The organism is Rhizobium sp. M1 (genome assembly GCF_002531805.1).
GTDB classification, from domain to species: domain Bacteria; phylum Pseudomonadota; class Alphaproteobacteria; order Rhizobiales; family Rhizobiaceae; genus Rhizobium; species Rhizobium etli_C.
This window is the reverse complement of sequence record NZ_NWSW01000024.1, coordinates 95160-117597: the sequence shown is the minus strand read 5'-3', so window position 1 is coordinate 117597 and position 22438 is coordinate 95160. Positions and strand designations below refer to the sequence as shown.

The following is a 22438-nucleotide window of genomic DNA, read 5'->3' as shown; positions in this document are numbered from 1 at the left end:
CGGTTGCTGAGGTGCCCCGAAGGGGCCTCGAAGGACGAGGCGGGCGCCCCCTCAAGCCAGCAGCACCTTGCCGCCTGCCCGGAAGGGAAGGGCCGCTTGCAGCGCCTCGGCGATCCTTTCCAGCGGAAACACCTCCCGCACCTCGGTGGCGATCACCTTCGCGGCGATCTGCGCCGCCACCTCGGAATAGGCGCGCTGGACGTTGTCCATGGTTTCCGAATGGACCCATTCCCGGAGGTGGCAAAAGGAAAAGGTGATATCGGGATGGGAGGACCAGAAGGAATTCGGGATGCTCTGGCCGGAGAGCAGGCCGTAATGCACGAAATGGCCGCCGGGCTTGAGCGCATCGGCTAGAACCGCGGCACGCGGGCCGCCGACGCAGTCGAGCACGGCGTCGAGCCCATGCCGGCCGGCGAGGGCGGCTGCCAGATCGCTGTCCTCCCTGTCGATGATAACGGTCTCGAGCCGGCCACGCAGGCGCTGGCGGGATTCTTCGCTGCGAACGATCGCCACCGGCTCGACGCCAACGGCATTTGCGAGGCCGATCAGGATCGATCCGATCGAAGAGGCGGCGGCATTGACGGCGATGCGCATGCCCGGTCTCAGCCCGATCTTCCCATGCAGCATCAGCCAGGCGGTCATCGGGTTGACGTAGCTGGTCGCCACCTCGAAATCGGAGAGCGCGTCCGGCACGCGCAGGCACCAGCTGGGGTCGGTGTCCTTGAACTCCTGCCACCCGCCGGCGCTGCGCACCGGCAGCACACGCGTCCCCGGTGCCAGTCCATAGACCGCTTCGCCGCAGGCTTCGACCACGCCGAAGGCTTCGAAGCCTGGAATAAAGGGCAGGGTCGTGCGGCCGGCATAGGCGCCCGAAATGGTGATGATATCGGAAGGATTGATCGAGCGGGCGAGCAGCCGTACCCGCACCTGGTCGCGCCGCAGCGCCGGCAGCGGCGTCCGCTCGATCCCGACGACCTCCGGGGCCGGGCCGAATTTTCGCACGACCGCCTGATATTGCATTTGCATCCCCCACAAACTCGCGGTTAGAACAGCCCACCAATTTTGGGTGATCGAATGAGCGTTGACGACAGGCCTTTAGCATCGTTCCGGGTCTCGATGCGAGACATCGACATCTATGGCCATGTCCACAATTCGGTCTACCTCGACTATTGCGAGGATGCCGTCGTCGAGTTTCTGCGCCACCGCGAGATCCTCGGCCATTTCCGCCACATCACCTCGGGTGTCGCCTATCACGTCAAGAAGGCGGAGATTACCTTTCACAACCCGATCGACGTCGACGATGTCGTCGAGGCGAAGGTCGCCGTCGAGAAGATCGGGCGCACCAGCCTCGCCTTTGCAATCGAACTCTTTCGCCGGCGCGACGGCGCCCATTGCGCAACGGCCGGCCTTGTCTGGGTCTGCGTCGGCCTCTCCGACAGCCGCCCGACGCCGATCCCCGAGGCGACCAGAGCCGCCTTGTCGCAGGGCTGATCCATGCCGATCCATGCAGAGCTTCTCCGACACGCCACAGAAAGGCCCAGCAAGCCGGCGGTGGTGATCGACGGCGGCGCGCTCAGCTACGGCGAACTCTACGCGCGCTCGCGGGCGATCTATCGCTTTTTCCAAGAGCTTCCCGGCACGAATCGCCGCACGATCGATCTGCCCGGCGTCGAGAAACTCGTTGCGCTCAGCCTCGGCAATCATCTCGGCTTTGCCGAATATTTCCTCGCCGCCACCGCCTTGCCGAATGCCTGCGCCGTCATCGACCCTATGATGCCGGCAGAAAGGATCGAGCGCATTCTGCAGCGCCTCGCGCCTGATGTGCTCGTCGTCGACGACGAGGCGAGCCCCAGCGCAGAGATCGGCCGCCGGCTCGGCATATCGGTCGTCATCGCCGGAGCCGAGCCTTTCGATCTCACCGCACCGGGAGAGGACCTGCCGGATGCCGAAGGCATCTTCCTGATCGGCTTCACCTCGGGCACCACCGCCGAGCCGAAAGCCTATTACCGCTCGCGCGAGCAGTGGCGCCGGAGCCTCGACCGGGGGCGTCTGGTCTTCGAACTCCAGAACGCGCCCTCGACCCTCTGCCCCGGCGCCCTGGCGCATGGCCTGGCGCTTTACGCCCTGGTGGAAGCGCTCGATGCCGGAGCGACCTTCCATTCGGTGCGAAAGTGGGATGCCGGCGCGGTCGCGCGCACGCTCTCCTCCGCACGCATAGAACGGCTGGTCGCGGTGCCGACCCATATAGCCGGGATTGCCCGCGCATGGGCAGGCGAGCCGGCGCTCAACTGCCTGCGCGACGTGCTGACGGCCGGCGCCAAGCTGAATCTCAACGAGCTCGAATCCATGCGCCGCCTCTTTCCCAAGGCGCGCATCCGGGAATATTACGGCGCATCCGAGATCGGTTTCATGACGGTCTCGACGCTCGCCGGCGGCGAGACCGATTTTCCGATCGACCGGGTGGGGCAAGCCTATCCCGGCGTTGCGATCACCATCCGCGACCCTGAAGAAAACGATGTCGGCATCGACGTGCCGGGCACCATCTTCGTCAACAGCGACCTGATCGCCGACGGCTATCTCTGGGGCGACGACGGCCAGGCGTTCCGGGTTACCCCAGCGGGGGCGACGGTCGGCGATCTCGGCGAGATCGACGCCAACGGCATGCTGCGGGTGATCGGCCGGGCCGGCGGCATGATGATTTCGGGCGGCAACAACGTCTATCCCGCCGAAGTCGAGAGCGCGCTGAAAACCTGCCCCGGCGTCGAGGAAGCCGTCGTCTTCGGGCTGCCGGATGACTATTACGGCCAGAGGATCGTCGCCGTCGTCTCCGGCGAGGCGATCGATGCGAAAATCCTGGCCGACCATTGCGCGGGCAAGCTTGCGCGGTTCAAGATCCCCAGGCAATTCTACCAGATCGGCGCCTGGCCGATGACGAGCAGCGGCAAGATCGCCCGCGGCCAGGTGCAGGCATCGGTCATTTCGGGAGACGGCCTTGTCCTACGCCTATCAGCCTGACGAGGATTGGCAGCCGGTGGTGGTCGCCGCCTACCGCACGCCGATCGGCCGTGCCTTCGGCTCGCTTGCGACGGTCGCCTCCGAAGACCTGCTCACGCCGATCACCCGCCGCATCGTTGCAGAGACGGGCATTGCGCCCGAGGCCATAGACGACGTGCTGGTCGGCAATGCCGCCGGCGGCGGCGGCAATATCGCCCGGCTGGCGGCCCTTTCCGCCGGCCTGCCGATCGCCGTTCCCGGCGTCGCCATCGACCGGCAATGCGGCTCCGGCCTCGAAGCGATCATCATGGCCGCCCGGCTGATCCAGGCAAAGGCGGGCTCCTGCTTTCTGGCCGGCGGCGTCGAGAGCGTCAGCACCGCGCCATGGCGGGCCGAGAGGCCGAAAACCAATGGCGCCCTGCCGCGCTTCTACGGCCGCGCCCGCTTCTCCCCCGATGCGATCGGCGATCCCGATATGGGTGTCGCCGCCGAAAACGTCGCCCGCGCTTTCGGCATCACCCGCCAGCGGCAGGATGAATTCGCCCTGCGCAGCCACCGCCTCGCCGTCAAGGCAGCCGAAGCCGGCCTCTTCCGGCCCGAGACCGTCGAGATTTCCACCGGGCACGGGCTGGTGGAACGGGATGAATGCCCGCGCCCCACGACATCGATGGAAGCGCTGGCAAACCTCAAGCCCGTCTTCCTCGCCGACGGCTCGGTGACGGCGGGCAATGCCTGCCCGCTCAATGACGGCGCCTGCCTGGTCCTCGTCATCAGCCGCGGCATGGCCAAAAGCCTTGGCATCGAAAAGGGCCTCGCCTTCATCGACAGCGCAGCCGCCGGCGTCGACCCCAACCTGCTCGGCATCGGCCCGGTCGCCTCGACCCGAAAACTGCTTGAGCGCCAGCCGGGGTTTTCTTTGTCTGAGGTCGATGCCATAGAATTCAACGAAGCCTTTGCGGCCCAGGTCCTGGCGTCGCTGGACCAACTCGATATCGCGACCGACAGGGTCAACAGGGATGGTGGCGCAATCGCGCTCGGCCATCCCTTCGGCGCCTCCGGCGCCGTCCTCGTCACCCGGCTGTACAGCCAGTTGGTCCGCGAGGATGGTTCGTCGTCTGGCGCAACAGCGCTCGCCATGATCGGCATTGGCGGGGGCATCGGGCTGACGGCGCTGTTCGAGGCTGTCCGGCTTTCCTGATGAAACCCCGCATCGTGCGCTGTGGGATCAATCCTCCGGTCGATCCGGCTCGGGCGATGATGGGAATAAGGGCGGCTCCGGCGCGGCGAGCGTCTGCGCTATCTCACTCCGGAGCCAGGCACTTCCCGGATCGGCATCGAAGCGACGGAGCCAATACATGGTCACGTCCATTTTCGGCGATTCCATCGGCGGCATGAACACATCGAGCTTCAGCCGTCCGATCAACGTGCGCGCGAAATGAACCGGAATGCTTCCGAGCATCTCACTTGATTCAACGGCAAGAGCGACCGCGTGGAAGTGCGGCACCGTGACCATGACACGCCGGGCAAGGCCCAAGCGCGCAAGGGCCGGATCGATTGTCCCGGTCCGGCTCCCATCGGCGGAGCGCAGAACGTGGGGAACGGCGCAGAATAGGTCTGCCGGGATAACGTCTCCCGGATGAAGACCGCGGCTCGCCAGAAGGGGATGTCCCTGCTTCGCAATGCAGACCAGCCATGACTGGAGCACCTTGCGGCTGGCGACCCACTCCGGCGGCTCGAGCGATCGGTCGATGACGATATCCGCTCTGCCATCGCGCAACACCTCGAAGACTTCCGACGAGGCATGGTCGACCATCTGCAAGGTGACGGAGGGTGCCGCTTCGGCCACACGGGCAGCCAGCGGCGGCATCAGCAATGTCGAGAAGTAATCCGATCCGATCAGCATGAAGGAACGGGTCGAGGTGGCGGGATCAAAAACGGCGCTCGTTGCCAATGCCTCTTCCATGCCCGCCAGCGCTTGTCTGATCGGCTGACGCAGTTCGAGGGCGCGCGCCGTCGGCATCATCTGATTGCCTTCCCTGACGAACAATTCGTCGTCCAACAAGGCGCGCAACCTGCCGAGCGCCGAACTCACGGCCGGCTGCGACAAGCCGACCCGCTCGCCTGCCCGCACCGTCGAAAGCTCTGACATCATGGCGTCGAAGACGCGCAACAGGTTCAGGTCGAGGGCGGAGAAATTCACGCGGTCAATATCCCCTATACGATCATTCGATTTCCGTGCGGTCGCTATCGGCAATAGTGATGGAGAACAGCCCGGAACTCTATTCCAAAATGACCTCGGAAGGAAATTGCCATGAGCGTCGCGGCGAGAACCGTACGAACGGTAACGTGGATGAACACGACCTACACCATCAATATCGGCAGGTTCGAAAGTGGCGGCATCCTCGGCGTGTTTGAAGGCAAGGTGCCTGCCGGCGGCGGACCACCAATCCACATTCATCACAACGAGGACGAAGTGATCCATGTGATCGAGGGCGATTACGAATTCTGGCTGAATGGCGAGTTTGTCCCGGTCCGCCCAGGCAGCTCGATCTTCCTGCCGCGCGGCGTGCCGCATACGTTTCGGGTCACCGGCACGTCTCCCGGACGCAACCTCACCATCCTGACGCCGGGCGGCCTGGAGGAATTCTTCATCGAAGCGGCCGCGCAGGCGCCGCGGCTGCCGGATGACATGGATCGGCTCCTGCAGCTGGCGGAACGCTACGGCATCGAATTTCGCGGGCCGGCGACCTGGGAGGCAGACCGGATGCACTGATGTCGGCTGTCGGTCGATCCGGACCGCAGCCCGGCCACGAATCCACTCAGAAGACGACAATCTGCTCCAGGCGCTGTTTATCGCAATACCGATCAAATGGGCCAGGAGCGCCGCACGCCCGCCGGGGAGAAGCGTTGCCAATCCCGCCACCCAAGGTTCGCCCGTTGCCCCGGGGCAGGTTCGGCTGACGCCGACTTAGACACGTTTCCTTCTTTTCAACCGATCGGATCTCTCGCTGGGCGAGCCGTCCTACTTCCTTCGCATAGGTCGACAGCGACGGTGGGAGAATGGTTCGCGACCGTGATCCGGCGCATTCTCCTGCCCGTCGGCTGTAGCCGGCCAAGCCTGACATCGCGCGCCTGCCTCATAGAGGAAGCGGTTTCGGCACCCGCCTCAAGTCAACAGAGGATACTCCTCGCAATGGAGAAGGAGACTACCCATGAAAATCGTCATCATCGGCGGCACCGGCCTCATCGGCACGAAGACCGTGGAAAGATTGCGCAAGAAGGGACATGACGTGCTGCCGGCCTCGCCGAATACGGGCGTCGACACGATCACCGGCAAGGGCGTGGCGGAAGCGCTTGCTGGCGCGCAGGTGGTGCTCGATCTCGCCAATTCGCCCTCCTTCGAGGACAAGGCTGTTCTGGAATTCTTCCAGACCTCGGGCCGCAACCTGCTCAAGGCGGCCGCTGCCGCCGGCGTGAAACATCACATCGCCCTGTCGATCGTCGGTATAGAGCGGCTGCAGGGCAGCGGCTATATGCGGGCCAAGATGGCCCAGGAAGAGCTGATCAAAGGCTCCGGCATACCCTACACCATCGTCCACTCCACGCAGTTCCATGAGTTCATGGCGGGCATTGCCCAGTCGGGCACGGTCGGCCAGATGGTGCATCTGTCGCCGGCCTATGTGCAGCCGATCGCCTCGGACGATGTCGCCGACGTCATGGCCGACGTGGCGCTCGCCGCCCCCGTCAACGGCACGATCGAAATCGGCGGTCCGGAGAAGATCCGCCTTACCGAGGTCGTGACGCAGCTTTTCAAGGCGACGAATGACCCGCGCCAGATCATGACCGATCCGCACGCCCGCTATTTCGGCGTCGAGCTCGAGGACAACTCGCTGGTGGCAGGGCCGAAGGCCCGACTTGGCCGCATTCGCTTCGATGATTGGCTGCGCCAGCATCCGCCACAGAAGATGAGCGCCTGACGGCCCATGCCGCCGTCGCAGCCGCGCCGACAACCGTTCCCATCAACGCAAGGAGACCAGTCATGTCAGGAAAAATGATCTCGGCAGCGGCATTCGCCGTTGCCCTTGTCGCCGGCACAGCAGCCTATGCCGCGGGCGACAAGGCAAAGGTAACCCTGGTCTACGACCAGAAGCTTCCCAATGTTCCCGGCAAGAGCATCAAGGCCGTGCTCGTCGAATATAAGCCTGGCGGCATGTCGCCGGGCCATACTCACCCGAAATCGGCCTTCATCTACGCCACCGTTCTGGAGGGCTCGATCAAAAGCCAGGTGAATGACGGCCCGGTGAAGACCTATAAGGCCGGCGAAAGCTTTCCCGAATTCCCCGGCGATCATCACAGCGTCAGCGCCAACGGCAGCAAGACCGAGCCGGCGAAGCTGCTCGCGATCTTCGTGGTGAACTCGGACGAGACAGAGCTGACGATCGACGACAAATAAACTCTCGATGCCCGGCGCCGCCGGGCATCGTTCTACGTGGCGCCGTCAAGCAGATTGCAGCGCCAGTTCCAGATCGGCGACCAGATCGTCGGGATGCTCGATGCCGATCGACAGGCGGATCGTCGATTCCAGCACGCCGATCCGCTCCCTTACATCGGCGGGCACGCCGGAATGCGTCATGGTCGCGGGATGGCTCGCCAGCGATTCCGTACCGCCCAGGCTGACGGCGAGTTTGAAGACCTGCAGCGCATTCAGGAATTTGAACGAAGCCGGCTGGCCACCGCGAATGTCGAAGGAGAAGGTCGAGCCGGCGCCGCTGCATTGCGCGGCGAAGGTGCGGCCGGACGGCGATTCCGGATCGTGGTAGGGCAGGTAGTGGACCTTCTCGACCTTCGGGTGATCGCGCAGGAAATCGGCGATGGCCCGCGCATTGCTGTTTGCCCGCTCCATGCGCAGCTGCAATGTTTCCAGCGAACGGCCGAGCATCCAGCAGGAATGCGGATCGAGCTGGGTGCCGATCGCGCCGCGCAGCGCCTTGACCTGCCTGACGACGGCCTTGCGGCCGAGAACGGCCCCGGCGATCAGATCGGAATGACCGCCGACATATTTTGTCAGTGAATAAAGCGAAATATCGGCGCCGTGCTCGATCGGCCGCTGGAACACCGGCCCGAGCAGGGTGTTGTCGCAGACGATGATCGGCGTATGCCCCTGCTTTGCCCCGATCGCATCGGCAACGCGCCGGATCATCGCGACATCGACCAGGCTGTTGGTCGGATTGGCGGGTGTTTCGATCAGGATGACGGAGACGCGGCCCTTGGTCACCGCCTCGTCGGCCGCCTTCTGCACCGAATTTTCGCTGACACCATCGGCAAAGCCGACCGCGGCGACGCCGAAATTGAGGAAGGTCTTTGCCAGCAAGGTTTCCGTGCCGCCGTAGAGCGGCTGCGAATGCAGGATCGCATCGCCCGGCCGGACGAAGGCGAACAAGGTCGTGGCGATCGCCGCCATCCCTGAGGAAAACAGCGCGCCGCTCTCCGTCTTCTCATAGACGGCGAGCCTGTCCTCGACGATCTCGCTGTTGGGATGATTGAAGCGCGAATAGACGAGGCCCGCCCCCTTGCCGGCCGGCGGCTCGCGGCGGCCCGAGACGTAATCGAAGAAGTCTCGGCCATCCTCGGCAGAATTGAAGACGAAGGTGGAGGTCAGGAATACCGGCGGCTTGACCGCCCCTTCCGATAGCTCGGGGTCGTAGCCGTAGTTCAGCATCTGCGTTTCGGGATGCAGTGCATGATTGCCGATATGCGTTTTGGAAGGATGCGGGGCGGTCATGATCGTCTCCTCTGTCGAACCTGCCGAAGCACAAAATACATCAAAACCGCATCGAAGCAGCGGGCATCAATGCCGCTCCTTAACGATCAGCTCATGGTCTCGCCCAAAGTGTCCGCGACATAGGCCCCGCGCGCGCCCATCGGCAGCGGCTGCCCCGTCGTCGTGTCCCTGGCTGTCTGATGCTCGAGTTCGGCGTTCAGTTCCGCACCGACGATGAGGATGACGACGGAAAGCCAGATCCAGATGAGGAAACCGATCAACGCGCCGAGCGTGCCGTAGGTCGCGTTATAGTTGGCGAAATGCTCGAGATAGAAGGAAAAGCCGAGTGACATGACGGCCCAGGCGAGCGTCGTCAGAGCTGCGCCCCATGTCATCCACCGCACTCTGGCGGGCTCGCGGCTCGGGCCGAAGCGATAGACCAGCATGACCGCGACCACCACCACCAGCAGCAGCAGCGGCCATCTGAGAAGGAGCGCCATTTGCTCCTTGAACTGGTCGAGCCACAGAAAGGAGAGCACAAGCGGCATCACGCCGACGAGGGCAACCATGAGGACGGCGAAGAATATCGCGCATAAGGTGAAGCAGAAGCCGATCAGATTCAGTCGCACGAGGCTCCGTTTCTCATCCTCCTCATAAGCCACGTTCATCGCATCGAAGATCGCGAGCGTGCCGTTATGCGTGCTCCAGAGCGCGATGGCGAGACCCACGAAGAAGGTGATTCCGAGCGTGCTCTCGCGTCGTTCGATGAGCGCCTTCAGTTGGTCGGCGAGAAGATCGAACGCTCCCGGCGGCAGGAGGACGACCAGTTCGCGAAGATGTTCGGATATCGTGAGCGGATCGGCAACCAGTCCGTAGAGGGAGACGAGCGCCGCCAGCGCCGGGAATATCGCCAGCAGCAGATAGAAGGTCACGCCGGCAGCAATGAGCGAGACCCGGTCGTTCAGGATCTCGTGGAAGACCCGCCAGAATACGTCACGAAGACCGCTGAGCGGAATGGCCTCCGGCGTCGCCGCGCTGCGCCCATGATCGTCGTCGCCCCAGGCGATATCGCCGGACAGGGCGACAGCCCCGCGCTGCCTTGCCTGGAGGACAACAAACGCGCCGATCGCTGCGGCCATCACCGTCGCCGCGATCGAGAACCTCTTGAGGCGGAACGCATCTGCCATTACCCTATCCTCCGATTTGCTGCGTGGATAACGCCGATTGCCGCTAAAGGATGCAAGCCGTTGCTTTCCTGCGGAAATTCCCGGGGCAGGGGAGGGGCTGACGCCCTAAAGAGGCCGGACCCATAAGGGTTTCGCAGATTGTAAGCCGCTGATTTTGTTGGAACCCTACCGCACTACGGAAGCAAAACCGGACTTTGGTTTCGTTACTGCTGTGTTGGGGTTATATCGACAGGGCCGCAATGTGGCGCCCCTCAGGTCCTGAGGGTCGGAATTATGCCTGGAAAACGCGGCCTGAGGCTGAATTCCGACAGGCGAAAAAAGTCTCTAAACACATCAATAGCGCCACCGGCAATGGCCAGCAATAGCCGCTGCCGTTATCCACGACAATCAGTTCCTCGAGCGGAAGGATCTGGCCTGCCGGACCGATAAAGGGAGAGGAACAGGCAGGAAATCTTACTCCGGGAGGCCGGCCTTGCGCAACGCCGACGCCAGCCCCTTCATGAGCTGCGGCCGCACGACATCCATTTGCACGAAACCACCTATCGTCCAGTTCGGCGCGACCTTCAGCAATCGCGCGGCGGCCGCTCGCGCAGCCTCCAAGCGATCGAGATTGGCGTAGCTTGCCACCAGGCTAGCGTGGAGAATGCTGAAGCCCGGATTCACCTGAACTCCCAGGGCCGAGTATTTCACGGCATCCTCGAACCGCCCGCCAAACAGGCTGACCCATGCCAATGCGAGATAGGAATGATAGTTCATCGGATCGAGCGGACTGAGCCGAAGGGCCTTGAATGCGTGATCTCGGGACCGATCATAGGTCTCGTTGAACATATGCACCATCGCACTCAGCCCGTAGGCCAGCGACGAATTGCTGTCCAGCATCAAAGCCCTATCGAGTGCGTTGATCGAGCGCTCGTAGTCATGGGTGATCGTGGCATGGACGAAGGCTCCGAGGCACAGCGCCTGCGGATCGTCCGAGCCGGTGGCGAGCGCCGCATCGGCGTGGCTGAGCGCCGCGGCCCTGTCCTTGGGATCGAAGCCGCCGCGCAGGAAGCGCTGCTCGTACCCCCAGGCGGCATAACCGTGCGCGGCGGCATAGTTGGGATCAAGACGCAAAGCATCGGCCAGTAGCCGCAATGCTTCGTTGGTGTCCGCGGGGGTATTGGCATAGCTGTGCGGCAATGCGCGAAGGAAAAAGTCATAAGCGTCCAGGCTGTCAGGCCGCTTGCGGCGCGCCCGCTCTATCTCCGCATGCCTGATTGTCGGCTCGAGCGTCCCGACGATGCGCTCGGTCAACTGATCCTGCAAATCGAAAATGTCTTCGGCCGCACCTTCGAACTTGTCGGCCCAGATATAGGTGGCGCTCTTCCCTTCGATCAATTGCGCGCTGATGCGCACTCGGCTTGCCGCCCGCCTGATGCTGCCTTCCAGCACGTAGCGGACGCCCAGTTCTCTCGCGATTTGCCTGACGTCGGCCGGCCTGCTTTTGTAGGCGAAGGTTGAGTTTCGCGCGATGACGAACAGGCTCGGAATCTTCGAGAGATTGGTGATGACATCCTCGACCAGCCCATCGGCAAAATACTCCTGCTCAGGATCACCGCTCATGTTCGCAAAGGCCAGCACGGCTATCGACGGCTTGTTCGGCAGAGTAGGCGGCCTGGACAGACGCTCCTGCGGGGAGGTCCCTTCCTGCACGAGACGGTGAACCGTGATCGGCTCGGCGATGTTTTTGACCTGCTGCTCACCCATCGCCTCAAACCCGAAGGCGAGCGTCTTTTCGACCTCACGCGCGACTTTGCCGGAGATGCAGACACCGCCAGGATCGGCGAGCTGCTGCAAACGCGCCGACACGTTGACGCCATCGCCATAACAGTCGTCGCCATCGACGATGACTTCGCCGAGATTGAGCCCTATTCTCAATTCGAGCCGCTCGCTCTCCTTCACCTCGGCGTTGCGCTCCTTGAGTACGCCCTGCAGCGACACCGCGCATTCGACGGCATCCACGACGCTGCCGAACTCGGCGAGCAACCCGTCGCCCATGAGCTTGAAGATGCGACCGCGCCGCTTCGCGATTTCCGGCTCGATTAGCTCTTTTCGAATCCCGACGAGACGCTCGAACGTCCCGGTCTCGTCACGCTCCATCAGCGCCGAATATCCAACGACGTCAGCCGCAAGGATGGCCGCAAGCTTCCTCTCCATGGCCCCCTCACAAGACGCCTTGCCAAACGTTAACACACAAACAAGTGGCGACCTATAGACCACTACATCGACCTCATGCGGCGCACCGACCGATGATGACACAGCGAACCGAAACGTTGATCGGCGGCAGCGGTTGCATGAGACGGAGGAGCGCCGATCATCCGGTTGTCCGCGGACAACAAGGATTGCGATGACAGTTTGCTGGAGCAAAAGGCCTCGCCTATTGCGGCGGCAGCGGGATAGTTGTCCGCGGACAACGTAGCACGGAACCGGCTGACGTAGCCGCGCCATGACGCCCTGCACCTGCGCAGTATTGACGCAACACCCAGGCTTGAATTCGCCGTACTGCCTCACTACCTCGTAACGAACCGACGCGCCATACTCCTCCTCGGCTGCGCCGGCCCGACGGACGGCACTCCTCCTCCCATGCTGTCGGTCACTATTGAAGCCCGGCGCCTTCTCCCGCGCCGGGCTTCTGCCCCTCTGAAAAGGCGCTTCCGCTCCCCTTCGAGCACTTAGCGGTCGGGCTTTGAGCGTCAGACCTGATACTCTCCGACATCTCTCATCGAATGCCACCAGACATCGAACAGGACCAACAGCGAAGCAAGCGAGATTGGACATGGAAAGACTTGCACAATGCCACTGCGGATCGCTCCGCGCGAAGACCTCAACCGACCCGCTCAAGGTGAGCCTATGTCACTGCCGCGATTGCCAGCGCAGAACTGGTGCGGTGGCGGGCAGCGGTGCAGTCTTCGAGAAAACCGAAGTGACGATCGAGGGAGAGCGGAAGCTCTTCGAGCGTGACGGCGCGGACGGGCGCAAGGTTCGCTTCCACTTCTGCCCGAACTGCGGAACCTCCTTGTATTGGGAGGGCGATTTCAATCCGAATCTCTGCATCGTCGCCGTCGGCGCCTTCGCAGACCCGACATTCCCCGTGCCCCTGGTTTCCGTCTTCGAACAATCCAGGCATGACTGGTTCCAGCTTCCGGACGGCATGACGCGTGCGCAGCGCGGATTGGTTTCGCCGGCCGCTGCCGTAGATGACCAGCCGCGGAGCAACTGAACGCGCCGATCGAAGGGGCGCCTTGTCCGGGTTTGACGGCGCTGTTCCGATCTAGGTGCACCCGCCTCGTCCTTCGAGGCTCCAGCCTTCGGCTTCCGCGCCTCACGATGAGGCTCTCTTGAGCGCTTGCGGCAATCTCAAGGTTTCTCGCGAGCGTTGGCGCGGCATCCACCAACGCTCCTCATCCTGAGGCGCGCAGCCCGCAAGGGCGGAGCCTCGAAGGACGCGCTGCAACACCACTCCTTGCATCCTTCCGGTTTCGGCGCACCCGCTTCGTCCTTCGAGGCTCCAGCCTTTGGCTTCCGCACCTCAGGACGAGGCTCTCTTGAGCGCCCGCGGCATCTGGAGTTGCTGAGCGCTGGCGGCCGTCTTGCGGCGGTGGCAGCCGTCTTAAAGGCCCCTTTGAGCGGCGCGCGGCATCCTCCAACGCTCCTCATCCTGAAGCCCGCAGCCCGTAAGGGCGGGGCCTCGAAGGACACGCCGCAACGCCACTCCTTGCATGAACCAACCCAGCGCACCCGCCTCGTCCTTCGAGGCTCTAGCCTTCGGCTTCCGCGCCTCAGGATGAGGCTCTCTTGAGGTTGCCGCATCTGGAACTGCTTGAGCGCTGGCGCTCGTCTCAAGGTTTCTCGGGAGCGTCGGCGTCATACCACCACCACAGATGTAACGGAATTGAACAATCATATTGCTTCCGTAAAGAGATCCGGCGCAAAGAAATCAATGCGTTATGTTCCAGATCTTTTCCCTCAGCAGTGAAAAGCCGGGTCAGCCGAGCTGCCAACTGTGGTGCGATAACAGGACCTTTTCTCTAGGGCGGGCCAAAATCGCCGGCGACAACGCTCAAAATGTGATGCTGGATTGCTGCTGCGCTGACCTCTGCGGTTTTGGCAGTCACGTCCAAGTCCAGGGTAAACCGATGTTTGGGATCGAGCACGCGCGCTTGTCTGCTTTTCTCTCTGGAGGCTTGCGCGTCAATTGACTTCAGCCGGTCGCGACGCGCGGGCGTCGAAACACGGCGCGCCAATTCCTCCTCGTCGCAAAGCAATCTAATCGGCACGAGCAGCGCCTCGCACCGTCGGGCCGCGTCGGAGACCTGCTGATACGTGCGGGCGCTACGCTCGTCGCCGTCGATACCGGCATGGGTGAAAATAAAGTTCGACGGGGGAGGGCAGTATGCGACAATCGCGTCCAGCACCGCTTGCCGCACTCTGCCGGTGTATTCCCAGATTCCTTTCGGAAGCGGTGTCGCGCCATCGTCATCGAGCAGGCGGAGTATCGGATTATTGAACCAATGATTATCGATGATCTTTGCAGGAAAGAGCGAACTCAATTCAGTCGCGATCGTCAGTTTCCCGACGCCGGGGAAGCCCATCAGCAAAACGAAAACGCCCATGACAGTGTCAGCTTTCCAAATTGTCCGCTGAAGATCTGCAGCATAGGTGATCCTTCATATGTCGCAACGCCCCGATCGGCGGCCACATACATATGTTCGCCGAGGCCGCTCACACCACCAGCGACCCCTGCCGTTCAGCGACGGTCACCACTGCCCGCGTCCCAGCGTTGAATTCCAGAAAATCCGCCTCGATGCCGTCGCTGAAGATCACGCCGTGTTCCGGCATTTCGGAGACGATGGTCAACGGCTGGGTATCGGAGACGAGGCCGGCGACGATGGTGGCGCCGGTGGTGCGGCTCGGGAAGGGTTCGCGGACGAAATAGCGCAGGTAATCCGCATCCCAGGCGAAGGACATGTCGATCGTCCGCTCAGCGGGTTCGAGGCCGAGCGCGCTCGCGGCCCCGAGGCAGCCGGAATAGAGGCTCTTCAGCCAGCCGGTCGAGCCCATGCCTGTCGAGACGATGATGCCGCTGGAGGACTGGCGCTCCTCGCGTTCTTCCGCCTGCAGGACATAGCGGGCTGAGACATGGCTTTGCGGGCCGATGAAGAGATCATTGACGGCATGGATGACGGCGCCGGTATTCAGCGTCGCCTTGGCCATGCTGACGCGCTTGATCGGCCGCTTGTTCCTCAGCGCCTCGCCGATCACCTTCGGAAGGCTCTTCGGGTTGAAAGGAAGGAGCAGGCCGTCCCAGCGCATCGGATCGGGGTTGACGCCGAGCACCGGCTGGCCGTCGAGATATTTCAGCGTATTGGCGACCAGCCCGTCCTGGCCGAGCACGACGACGACATCGTCGGGGCCGAAGACGAAGTTCGGGAGGTAGCGGCGGTCGAGACGCTGCACGCGGGCGACCGCGCGCAGGCTGGCCTCCACCTCGGCGATCGCCGTTTCGTAGCGCCTCTTCTCGGCGAGGTAATCGCTGAAATCGGCGCCGAGATGTTCGACATAGAACTGCGCCTGCTGCACCGTGTTGAACCGGGCGATGAGCTCGTCGAGGCGGGTCGGGCGGACGACGAGGATGATCTTGCGTTCGTCAGTGGCCGGCACGGTCCTTGCCCTCCTGCGGCTGCAATATCTCGCGCAGAAGATCGGGCGAGACGTTGAGCTGGCCGATCTTCGTCGCATTGTCGGCGAGGTCGCGGAAGGCGAGCGCCATCAGCTGGCCGGGCTTCATGCCGACCGAGGCGAGCGCTTGCAGCACTTTCGGATCGGCCTGCTCGAAGGATTTCATCATCGCCGTCAGCGCATAGGCTTGCGCATCGGCCTCGGCCTTGGCGTTGGTCGCGGCAAGCGTCACCAGATCGCGGTTCTGCTCTTCCAGCGCGATCTTGCCGGCCATTTCTTCCCGCCGGATCTGCAGCTGCCGTTCCTGCACGGCGCGCTCGGCCTCCATCTGCGCCTCGCGCACCTGCCGCCTCTTGTTCTCCAGCGTGATCTCTGTGGCGATCTCGTTTTCCTTGATCGTCCGCTCCTGCTCGATGGCGGCATTGCGCCTGCTATAGATGGCCTCGTCGGCCTGGCGGAGCAGAGCCTCGCGGGCATGGGCTTCCAGCGCCTTGGCCGTCTCGGCCTTCGGCATGACGGCGAGCAGCGACAGGCCGAGAATTTCAAGGCCGAGCGCTTCGATCGTCGGATGTACTTTGAGGGCTTCAGCCACGCCGGCGACGAGCGTCTCGCCCGAAGCAAGAACCTCCTTCAGCGACAGCGTCTGGACCTCGGCGCGCATCGCCACCTGCACGCGGTCGATCACCCGGGTCGAAAGCTTCTGCGGATCCTCCGAGACATAGCGACCCTTGTGGTCGAGCGTGAAATTCAGGAGCGCTGCCGTGCGGCGCGGCTCGGCGATGCGATAGGTGATCTGCCCCTGCACGGTCACTTCCTGGAAGTCCGACGTCACCAGCGGAAAGATGAAGGGGTCGTTGACGCTCGCCGTCGGCACCAGGACCAGCGAGCTCGACGGCGCAAAATGCCAGAAGGCCAGGCCGGCGCCTTCACGAATGGCGTTGCCGTTTTGATATTGGATGACGTATTGCGTAGGTTCCGTCTTGATGAAGCGCAGTCCGAACATGACCGTTTCCTTGTTCCAGGCGCGAGCCCCCTGCTCGTGTCGAAATGGAGAAAACATGAGTTAGTGATAAATGTCAACTAACTTAGTTGAAGATTTACACTAAGCCTCGCGCATGTTATATTCGCATCATGACAACGCATAACAATGACGCCTTCAAACCGATCGCGACCGTCGATCTTGCGATCTTCTCGCTGTCGCCGGCCGGCCTCGCCGTGCTTCTCGTGCGGCGAGCGAACGCGCCCTTTTCCGGCGACTGGGCCTTGCCCGGCGGCTGGATCCATATCGACGAGGATGCGGATCTCGAGGCCGCGGCCCGGCGCGTGCTGAAGGAAAAGACCGGCGTCGAAACACCCTATCTCGAACAGCTGCAAACCACGGGCAGCCGCACCCGCGACCCGAGGGGCTGGAGCATCAGCATCGTCTACATCGCGCTGCTTTCCGCCGATGACGTCGCCGAACGGCAGGGCGGAATCGCCGGAGAGGCCGAATGGCGGCTGATCGAGGGCGAGGGCGTCGGCTGTCCCATCGCCTTCGACCATGCGGCCCTCCTGAAGGAGGCGCTCGGCCGCATCCGCGGCAAGGTCGAATATTCGAGCCTGCCCGGACATCTGCTGCCAGTCCATTTCACAATGAGCGAGCTGCAATCGGTCTACGAGACTCTTCTCGGCCGCAAGCTCGACAAATCGGCCTTTCGAAAGCGCATGGCCGACGCCGATTTCCTGGAGCCGGTCGAGGGCGAGATGCGCCGGGCGAGCAACCGGCCCGCCCAGGTCTTCCGATTGAAGGATACCCGGTCGCTGGCGCTCTTCGACCGGACGATCTGACACGCCCGATCAGGCGTTCAAGCTGCTGCGTCTGCCGGTCGAAGGCTCCAGACCTGCCACATATTAGTCAGCAGCCGTTGCGGAACAATGACCTGCCGGTGAGGTTGTGGATAGGCCAATACGGCAAAATTCCCCAAGGAGGATATCCCAATGCATATGAAACTCGTAGCAGCGTCGCTTTTTGCCATCGGCATGGCCACATCGGCCTTCGCCCAATCCAATCCGGCGCCGGCCGGCGCCACGATCGATAAGAACCAGGCCGATCAGGGTGGCGGCGCGACCGGCGACACGAAGGCCAAAAAGCCGATGGCAACCGATACCACCACGACCGGTTCCACGACCGGCGGCACGATGAAAATGGACAAGACCAAGTGCCCCAATCCGGTCAACAACTCGGACAATCTTCAGACGCAGGGCGGCACCAGCAATGCCACGCCGATGGATGAGGCCTGCGCCGCACACAACAATTGAGCGCTGCCTGCGAGAAAAACCCCGCTTCGGCGGGGTTTTACGCGTCTGCGCACTGCGCATCCTGACCGCCCTTTCCGAAACCCTCATTTTCGAACATCGCAAGAATTCTGGTTGAGTTGGCCACAGGGCTCAGGCAAATCTCCGGGAGGCGGCTTGCTTTTGCGTCAGCAACGCCAGCACAACTTGACTTCCAGCAAAACGACCGATATCAATTTGGGTAATCGATAACCCAAAGGGCTCCCGTGACCGCCTCACTCAACGACATAGCCGTCCGCGCAGGCGTCTCGGTCAAGACGGTGTCAGGCGCCTTGCATGGCGGCTCGGCCCGCATGTCGGAGGAAACCCGGCAGCGGATCAAGGAGATTGCCGAGGAGCTCGGCTATGTCACCAACTTCGCCGCTCGCAGCATGCGGCAGGGCTGGATGCCGCTCGTCGGCCTGGTCGCCGATGATCTGATCACCTCGCCTTTCGCCACCGAGATCATCAGGGGGCTCGACGGCGCCGTGCGCGCCGCCGACATGGCCGTCTTCGCCATGACCCTCGGCGGGCACCGGAGCATCGCCTCGATCCTCGACGAGATGCGGCGCTTTCGCCCGCGGGCGATCGCCTATGCCGCCATGTATCACAAGAGCGTCGACCTGCCGGCCGAATTTGCCGATGCGGTCGGCGTCATGATCAACTGCCGCGATGCCAACGACCGCGTCACCTCGCTGGTGCCCGATGAAACGGGGGCGGCGCTCGAGATTACCAACTATCTCATCGATGCCGGCCGGCGCAACATCGCCTTCATCAATCTGCCCGGGCTGCTCGCCGGCGAACTCCGGGAACTCGGCTTCCGCCAGGCGCTCGATCAGGCCGGCATCGACGGAGCCGGCGCCATCGTCCTGCCCGCCGTCAGCAAGGCGATCTACAGCGACCGGGCGCACAGCCTCGTGGCCGCGCATGTGCATGCGCTGATGAACGGCCCCCGGCGCCCCGATGCCATCCTGTGCGGCAATGACCGCGTGGCCATGGAAGTCTATGCCGCGCTGCGCCGGGCGGGTGCTGCCATTCCCGACGACGTCGCCGTGGCGAGTTTCGACAACCAGGTCGAGATCGCCTCGCGTCTCGATCCGCCGCTGACCACGATGGCGCTTCCCCATCGCGCCATGGGCCGCCAGGCCGCGCAAATCCTGCTTGCCGAAGACCGGGTCCCGGTCGGGGTGCAGAAACTGCCGTTCCAGCTGGTGGAGCGGGCATCCGTATGAATTTGAAATAGACCCATTCAATTGAGGAGGAATTCTAATGGGTAAACGTTTACTTTGGTCTCTGGTCCTGTCCTCGGCACTATCAGCCGTAGGGGCGCAGGCAGCCGAGAAAACCGCAATCCAGGTCATGCATCAGGGCGACCCCGGTTTTGTCGCCGCCTATGGCAAGGTCGCCGAACGGTTCGAGGCCGCCAATCCCGATGTCGACGTGCAGTTCATTTATGCGCCGCACGATGCCTATAACGAGAAGTTCAGCGCCGCCGTCATGGCCAAGCAGCTGCCCGACGTCATGGAGCTCGATGCGCCCTTCCTCGCCAATTACGTCTGGTCGGGCTATCTTCAACCGATCAAGCCGCTGATCGACAAGGATGTCGTCGACGACATGACGGAGTCCAATATCGCCCAGGGCACATACCCGATCGACAAGGACCTCTACGCCATCGGCCTGACCGACTCGTCGGTCGTGCTATACGGCAACAAGAAATATCTCGAGGCGATCGGCGCCCGCATTCCGAAATCCGTCGAGGATGCCTGGACCCGGGAGGAGTTCGAAACCTATCTCGAGAAGCTTTCCAAAGTCGACGGCGTGAAGTGGCCGATCGACACCTTCCGCGGCTACGGCATCAAGACCGAATGGATCACCTATGCCTATGGCCCGATCCTGCAATCGGCCGGCTGCGATCTGATCGACCGCAAGGCCTGGAAATCCGAGGGCACGCTCGACAGCGACGCCTGCGTCGATGCGCTGGCAATGATGCAGAAATGGGTCAAGAACGGCTGGGTCGTGCCGCAATCGGCGGGAACCAACCAGTTCTTCGCCGAAGGCAATCCGGCGGCGCTGGCGCTCGGCGGACACTGGGTCTATGCGGAGGCCGCCGCGACCATGAAGGACAACATCGTCGTGCTGCCGCTTCCAAAATTCGGCGCCAAGGGCGCGAGCCCCGACGGCACCTGGATCTGGGCGGTCACCAAGACGTCGGCGCATCCCGATATTGCAGGCAAGTTCGTCAGCTTCCTGCTGAAGGACAAGGAGTTCCGCGCCTACGTCGCAAGCCAGTCCGGCTATCCCGGCCTGAAGAGCTTCGCCGCTGAATCTCCGCTCTACGCCCCTGGCGGCCCGATGGCGATCGCCTTCGAGCAGGCCTCGAAGACGGCCGTCGCCCGCCCGCCGCATCCAGCCTATCCGACCATTACCTCCGCCTTCATGCAGGCCGTCGACGAGGTGTTCAATGGCGGCGATCCCAAGGAGGCGCTGACAGCGGCCGCCGAGAAGATCGACCAGGATATCGAGGACAATGACGGCTATCCGCCGTTCGGCGACGAGCAATAAGCTCGATCGCCCTGCAATGTCCCCGCCGGACATTGCAGGGCGGGACCGGCGATCGAGACTGGAGAGGAGGAGCCAATGGCCATGCAACAATCGATATCTTCGACATCCGTCCGAAAGGCTCCGGCACGCCGGCATGACAAGGGACGGCTGATGCAGGAAGCGGCCATGCTTGCGCCTGCCGTCATCCTGTTGACGCTCTTTCTGATCCTGCCGTTTCTCCTGTCCTTCTGGACGGCGATGACCAACCAGCCTTTGGTGCCGCGGCCGACGCCGGTCCGCTTCGTCTGGTTCAACAATTTCATCCGCATCTTCCAGGACGACCTGTTCTGGACAGCGCTTTGGAACGTTTCGCGCTTCACCTTCTGGATCATTCCGGCGCAGTGCGGCCTCGCTTTCGCGACGGCGCTGCTGCTTCATCAGAAGCTGCCGTTGCGCAATCTGCTGCGCGGCATGTTCTTCCTGCCGGCGATCACCTCGATGGTCGTGGTCTGCGTCATCTGGGGCACGCTGTTCCAGTATCCGACGGGGCCGTTCAACCAGATCCTCGGCTTCCTCTCCGGCGGGGCGATCCAGCCGATCGATTGGCTCGGCGATCCGCAATGGGCGATGTTCTCGCTCGTGCTGCTCTCGGCCTGGCAGGCCTACGGCTTCCAGATGATCGTCTATCTCGCCGGCCTTCAGGGCATTCCCGATGAACTCTACGATGCCGCAAAGATCGACGGCGCCAATGCTTTCCGCCGCTTCTGGCATGTGACCATGCCCGGCCTGCGGCCGACCCATGTCTTCGTGCTTGTCATCACCACCATCCAGGCGTTCAAGCTCTATACCCAGGTCGCCATCCTCACGCAGGGCGGGCCGAAGAGCAGCACCGAAACGGTGGTGCACTACATGGTCCGCGCCGGCTTCGAAGAGCAGAAGATGGGATATGCCTCCGCCGTCTCGGTCATCCTGTTCGTGATCGTTCTCGTCATCGCGCTGATCCAGCGCCAGCTCCTGAGGCGCTTCGATGTCTGATATCGCTCTCTCGATCCCGCAGGCCCGCGCAGCACGGCCCCGTTCCGCCGCCAGGGTCCTCCGCGCCATCCAAACCGTCAGCATCTTCATCATCGCATTGGTGATCGTCTCTCCTTTGCTGCTGCTGGTCGTCGCCAGCCTCAAGGACGACCGGTTCCAGATTCTCGCCGACATGGGCAGCTTCCGGGCCTTCTGGGTATCGAACCCGACGCTTTCCAATTATGCCGAAGTCGGCCACCTCTCCGGCGAACTCGCCTTCGGACGCTACCTCATCAACTCGCTGATCATCCTGGTCACCACGGTCTGCTCCGGCTTGATCGTCAATTCGATGGCCGGCTTCGTTCTGGCCTGGGGCTCGCTCAAGGGCCGCGCCGTCATCCTCTCCGTCGTGATTGCGCTCTACGTGATCCCGCAGGAAAGCATCATCATGCCGCTGGTGATCATGGTTTCGCGAGCGGGTATGTCCGATACCTTCGCGGTGCAGATCGTGCCCTGGGTCGCAAGCCCGCTTTACATCTTCCTGTTCTACCAGTTCTTCGCGCAGCTGCCGAAGGAATTGCTGGAGGCCGCCGAGATCGACGGCGCCTCCTTTTTCCGGGCCTATCGCTCCATCTTCCTGCCGCTCAGCCTGCCCGCCCTCGCCACCGTGTCGATCCTCATGGGCATCGAGACCTGGAACCAGTATCTCTGGCCGATCCTCGTCACGCAGACCGACTATGCCCGGCCGATCGCGGTGGCCATCGCCACCTTCTTCGGACAGGACAGCATCTACTGGGATCGGGCGATGGCGGCCTCCGTTTTGATGATGATCCCGATCCTGGGGCTCTACCTCGCATTCCAGCGCTGGTTCGTGAGTTCCTTTATCGGCTCTGCCGTGAAAGGTTGAATT

General features: G+C 62.8%; 21 protein-coding genes. 13 read left to right on the top strand and 8 right to left on the bottom strand.

Annotated elements, in window-relative coordinates:
• Nucleotides 1–51: 51 nt before the first annotated feature.
• Nucleotides 52–1020: a zinc-dependent alcohol dehydrogenase family protein gene (locus CO655_RS23265; protein ID WP_097666895.1), complete on the bottom strand. Its 969-nt coding sequence runs from the start codon at nucleotides 1018–1020 to the stop codon at nucleotides 52–54.
• 54 nt (nucleotides 1021–1074) lie between these two features.
• Here CO655_RS23265 and CO655_RS23260 point away from each other — a divergent pair, with 54 nt between their 5' ends.
• Genes CO655_RS23260 through CO655_RS23250 form a run of 3 tightly spaced genes read left to right on the top strand, consistent with a single transcriptional unit; the run spans nucleotide 1075 to nucleotide 4192 of the window.
• Nucleotides 1075–1491 carry a thioesterase family protein gene (locus tag CO655_RS23260; RefSeq protein WP_097666893.1) on the top strand — a complete coding sequence of 139 codons (417 nt, stop codon included), beginning with the start codon at nucleotides 1075–1077 and terminating at the stop codon, nucleotides 1489–1491.
• 3 nt (nucleotides 1492–1494) lie between these two features.
• Nucleotides 1495–3015 (top strand): AMP-binding protein, encoded by a 1521-nt coding sequence (locus tag CO655_RS23255; RefSeq protein ID WP_097666891.1) that lies wholly within the window; start codon nucleotides 1495–1497, stop codon nucleotides 3013–3015.
• The gene (locus CO655_RS23250; RefSeq protein ID WP_097666889.1) at nucleotides 2993–4192 is read left to right on the top strand and encodes a thiolase family protein; all 1200 of its coding nucleotides are present in this window, start codon (nucleotides 2993–2995) and stop codon (nucleotides 4190–4192) included. The genes CO655_RS23255 and CO655_RS23250 overlap by 23 nt, the downstream gene beginning before the upstream one ends.
• Nucleotides 4193–4219: 27 nt before the next feature.
• On the opposite strand, the gene CO655_RS23245 is transcribed toward CO655_RS23250, so the two are convergent.
• On the bottom strand, nucleotides 4220–5194 hold the full coding sequence (locus CO655_RS23245; protein WP_097666887.1) for a LysR family transcriptional regulator: 975 nt from the start codon (nucleotides 5192–5194) through the stop codon (nucleotides 4220–4222).
• 111 nt (nucleotides 5195–5305) lie between these two features.
• On the opposite strand from CO655_RS23245, the gene CO655_RS23240 reads away from it, so the two are divergent.
• From CO655_RS23240 to CO655_RS23230, 3 genes are all read left to right on the top strand, one after another.
• The gene (locus CO655_RS23240) at nucleotides 5306–5767 is read left to right on the top strand and encodes a cupin domain-containing protein (protein WP_097666885.1); all 462 of its coding nucleotides are present in this window, start codon (nucleotides 5306–5308) and stop codon (nucleotides 5765–5767) included.
• A 439-nt stretch (nucleotides 5768–6206) separates the two neighbouring features.
• The gene (locus CO655_RS23235; protein WP_097666883.1) at nucleotides 6207–6971 is read left to right on the top strand and encodes an SDR family oxidoreductase; all 765 of its coding nucleotides are present in this window, start codon (nucleotides 6207–6209) and stop codon (nucleotides 6969–6971) included.
• Between the two features lie 62 nt (nucleotides 6972–7033).
• Nucleotides 7034–7447: a cupin domain-containing protein gene (locus CO655_RS23230; protein WP_097607399.1), complete on the top strand. Its 414-nt coding sequence runs from the start codon at nucleotides 7034–7036 to the stop codon at nucleotides 7445–7447.
• Nucleotides 7448–7492: 45 nt separating this feature from the next.
• On the opposite strand, the gene CO655_RS23225 is transcribed toward CO655_RS23230, so the two are convergent.
• The 3 genes from CO655_RS23225 to CO655_RS23215 form a co-directional block, all read right to left on the bottom strand.
• A complete protein-coding gene (locus CO655_RS23225; RefSeq protein ID WP_097607398.1) occupies nucleotides 7493–8776 on the bottom strand; it encodes a cystathionine gamma-synthase family protein in 1284 nt (427 codons plus the stop codon).
• Nucleotides 8777–8862: 86 nt separating this feature from the next.
• Nucleotides 8863–9942 carry a YihY/virulence factor BrkB family protein gene (locus CO655_RS23220; protein WP_097666881.1) on the bottom strand — a complete coding sequence of 360 codons (1080 nt, stop codon included), beginning with the start codon at nucleotides 9940–9942 and terminating at the stop codon, nucleotides 8863–8865.
• A 453-nt stretch (nucleotides 9943–10395) separates the two neighbouring features.
• Nucleotides 10396–12138, bottom strand: coding sequence for an adenylate/guanylate cyclase domain-containing protein (locus tag CO655_RS23215; RefSeq protein ID WP_280953072.1), 1743 nt, complete (start codon nucleotides 12136–12138; stop codon nucleotides 10396–10398).
• Nucleotides 12139–12757: 619 nt separating this feature from the next.
• Here CO655_RS23215 and CO655_RS23210 point away from each other — a divergent pair.
• On the top strand, nucleotides 12758–13201 hold the full coding sequence (locus CO655_RS23210; RefSeq protein ID WP_097666878.1) for a GFA family protein: 444 nt from the start codon (nucleotides 12758–12760) through the stop codon (nucleotides 13199–13201).
• A gap of 808 nt (nucleotides 13202–14009) precedes the next feature.
• On the opposite strand, the gene CO655_RS23205 is transcribed toward CO655_RS23210, so the two are convergent.
• From CO655_RS23205 to CO655_RS23195, 3 genes are all read right to left on the bottom strand, one after another.
• Complete coding sequence (locus CO655_RS23205) at nucleotides 14010–14594, bottom strand: AAA family ATPase (RefSeq protein WP_097666877.1); 585 nt, start codon at nucleotides 14592–14594, stop codon at nucleotides 14010–14012.
• 109 nt (nucleotides 14595–14703) lie between these two features.
• The gene (locus CO655_RS23200; RefSeq protein ID WP_097666875.1) at nucleotides 14704–15642 is read right to left on the bottom strand and encodes a sugar kinase; all 939 of its coding nucleotides are present in this window, start codon (nucleotides 15640–15642) and stop codon (nucleotides 14704–14706) included.
• On the bottom strand, nucleotides 15629–16663 hold the full coding sequence (locus CO655_RS23195; RefSeq protein WP_097666873.1) for an SPFH domain-containing protein: 1035 nt from the start codon (nucleotides 16661–16663) through the stop codon (nucleotides 15629–15631). The genes CO655_RS23200 and CO655_RS23195 overlap by 14 nt, the downstream gene beginning before the upstream one ends.
• 128 nt (nucleotides 16664–16791) lie before the next feature.
• Between CO655_RS23195 and CO655_RS23190 the strand changes: the two genes are divergently transcribed.
• The 6 genes from CO655_RS23190 (at nucleotide 16792) to CO655_RS23165 (ending at nucleotide 22435) form a co-directional block, all read left to right on the top strand.
• A complete protein-coding gene (locus tag CO655_RS23190; protein WP_097666871.1) occupies nucleotides 16792–17487 on the top strand; it encodes an NUDIX domain-containing protein in 696 nt (231 codons plus the stop codon).
• Nucleotides 17488–17637: 150 nt separating this feature from the next.
• Nucleotides 17638–17958, top strand: a complete 321-nt coding sequence (locus CO655_RS23185) for a hypothetical protein (protein WP_097607389.1) — start codon at nucleotides 17638–17640, stop codon at nucleotides 17956–17958.
• 242 nt (nucleotides 17959–18200) lie between these two features.
• On the top strand, nucleotides 18201–19205 hold the full coding sequence (locus CO655_RS23180; RefSeq protein ID WP_097666869.1) for a LacI family DNA-binding transcriptional regulator: 1005 nt from the start codon (nucleotides 18201–18203) through the stop codon (nucleotides 19203–19205).
• Between the two features lie 37 nt (nucleotides 19206–19242).
• On the top strand, nucleotides 19243–20535 hold the full coding sequence (locus CO655_RS23175; RefSeq protein ID WP_097666867.1) for a sugar ABC transporter substrate-binding protein: 1293 nt from the start codon (nucleotides 19243–19245) through the stop codon (nucleotides 20533–20535).
• Nucleotides 20536–20610: 75 nt separating this feature from the next.
• On the top strand, nucleotides 20611–21549 hold the full coding sequence (locus CO655_RS23170) for a sugar ABC transporter permease (protein WP_097607386.1): 939 nt from the start codon (nucleotides 20611–20613) through the stop codon (nucleotides 21547–21549).
• Nucleotides 21542–22435: a carbohydrate ABC transporter permease gene (locus CO655_RS23165; RefSeq protein WP_097607385.1), complete on the top strand. Its 894-nt coding sequence runs from the start codon at nucleotides 21542–21544 to the stop codon at nucleotides 22433–22435. Before CO655_RS23170 ends, CO655_RS23165 begins: the two co-directional genes overlap by 8 nt.
• Nucleotides 22436–22438: the final 3 nt, after the last annotated feature.

Excerpts from the sequence above, each read along its gene's own strand:
- CO655_RS23165 (WP_097607385.1), top strand. The coding sequence starts at position 21,542 with ATGTCTGATATCGCTCTCTCGATCCCGCAGGCCCGCGCAGCACGGCCC.
- CO655_RS23170 (WP_097607386.1), top strand. The coding sequence starts at position 20,611 with ATGGCCATGCAACAATCGATATCTTCGACATCCGTCCGAAAGGCTCCG.
- CO655_RS23195 (WP_097666873.1), bottom strand. The coding sequence starts at position 16,663 with ATGTTCGGACTGCGCTTCATCAAGACGGAACCTACGCAATACGTCATC.
- CO655_RS23255 (WP_097666891.1), top strand. The coding sequence starts at position 1,495 with ATGCCGATCCATGCAGAGCTTCTCCGACACGCCACAGAAAGGCCCAGC.
- CO655_RS23185 (WP_097607389.1), top strand. The coding sequence starts at position 17,638 with ATGCATATGAAACTCGTAGCAGCGTCGCTTTTTGCCATCGGCATGGCC.
- CO655_RS23225 (WP_097607398.1), bottom strand. The coding sequence starts at position 8,776 with ATGACCGCCCCGCATCCTTCCAAAACGCATATCGGCAATCATGCACTG.
- CO655_RS23175 (WP_097666867.1), top strand. The coding sequence starts at position 19,243 with ATGGGTAAACGTTTACTTTGGTCTCTGGTCCTGTCCTCGGCACTATCA.
- CO655_RS23210 (WP_097666878.1), top strand. The coding sequence starts at position 12,758 with ATGGAAAGACTTGCACAATGCCACTGCGGATCGCTCCGCGCGAAGACC.
- CO655_RS23240 (WP_097666885.1), top strand. The coding sequence starts at position 5,306 with ATGAGCGTCGCGGCGAGAACCGTACGAACGGTAACGTGGATGAACACG.
- CO655_RS23190 (WP_097666871.1), top strand. The coding sequence starts at position 16,792 with ATGACAACGCATAACAATGACGCCTTCAAACCGATCGCGACCGTCGAT.
- CO655_RS23230 (WP_097607399.1), top strand. The coding sequence starts at position 7,034 with ATGTCAGGAAAAATGATCTCGGCAGCGGCATTCGCCGTTGCCCTTGTC.
- CO655_RS23215 (WP_280953072.1), bottom strand. The coding sequence starts at position 12,138 with ATGGAGAGGAAGCTTGCGGCCATCCTTGCGGCTGACGTCGTTGGATAT.
- CO655_RS23205 (WP_097666877.1), bottom strand. The coding sequence starts at position 14,594 with ATGGGCGTTTTCGTTTTGCTGATGGGCTTCCCCGGCGTCGGGAAACTG.
- CO655_RS23260 (WP_097666893.1), top strand. The coding sequence starts at position 1,075 with ATGAGCGTTGACGACAGGCCTTTAGCATCGTTCCGGGTCTCGATGCGA.
- CO655_RS23220 (WP_097666881.1), bottom strand. The coding sequence starts at position 9,942 with ATGGCAGATGCGTTCCGCCTCAAGAGGTTCTCGATCGCGGCGACGGTG.
- CO655_RS23265 (WP_097666895.1), bottom strand. The coding sequence starts at position 1,020 with ATGCAATATCAGGCGGTCGTGCGAAAATTCGGCCCGGCCCCGGAGGTC.
- CO655_RS23235 (WP_097666883.1), top strand. The coding sequence starts at position 6,207 with ATGAAAATCGTCATCATCGGCGGCACCGGCCTCATCGGCACGAAGACC.